We start from the raw sequence: 787 nt of genomic DNA on the forward strand, positions 1-787 counted from the left end.
CTTCGCGTCCTGCACGGCCTTCGTCTGCCGGGCGGGCAGCGCCTTCGCCGCGTTCTGCCGAGCCGTGGCCAGCTGGGTTTCCAGGGGTTGCACGTAGTTGCGGTAGTAGTCGTCAGCGCGCTGCTTCGCCCGTTCGGTGCGGAAACCGTTGCCGGGGCGCCCCGAGCCGACCCCGTCACCGCAGTCGGTGCTGCCGGACTCCTCGCAGTTGACCTGTTCCTGGTACCGGTTGTAGGTCCTCACCGGGTCGATGGCCGGGTTCAGCTTCGCGACCAGGGAACGCACCGTCTCGTCGTTCTCGACGCTGGCACCACCATCGGTGTTGACCAGGACGGTCTGCCGGGTGATGTCCTCGCTCAGCTGGCCGATGCGACGCACGATGGGATTGTTCGGATCGCTCCAGTTCTCCTGCTGGCCGGTCGCGGCCTCGGCCTGGATCAGCGCGACCTGCTGCAGGATCTCCGGCTGGAAGATGCGCAGGACGAACGGTGTCGACACCACCAGCCCGATGAGGAACGCCAGCGCCGCTCGGGGCAGCAGCATCCAGATGTTCGACCGCCCCGCCGTCGCCAGCAGCCACCGGTCGAACCCCATGATGGCGCAGCCCCACAGCAACCCGAGGACGACGCACGCCACGATCGGCAGATCCAGCCCCATCCGCAGGGCGAAACCACTGGAGATGGCCGCCATGGCGGAGGTGATGAACACCGCGCTGCCAAGACCGACGTATTTTGGCCGGTCGGACGGAAACCGCTCAAGAACTTTCAGGTTCGCCGTGGACAACCAC

The 787-nt window shown here is 66.8% G+C and carries 1 protein-coding gene; it reads right to left on the bottom strand.

Annotation, left to right across the window (positions count from 1 at the left end):
• Nucleotides 1-787, bottom strand: a 787-nt coding sequence (locus G6R24_RS21210) for a DUF4407 domain-containing protein (RefSeq protein ID WP_163550872.1), incomplete at both ends; no start/stop codon positions are given.

The organism is Candidatus Frankia nodulisporulans (genome assembly GCF_902806475.1).
Classification (GTDB): Bacteria; Actinomycetota; Actinomycetes; order Frankiales; family Frankiaceae; genus Frankia; species Frankia umida.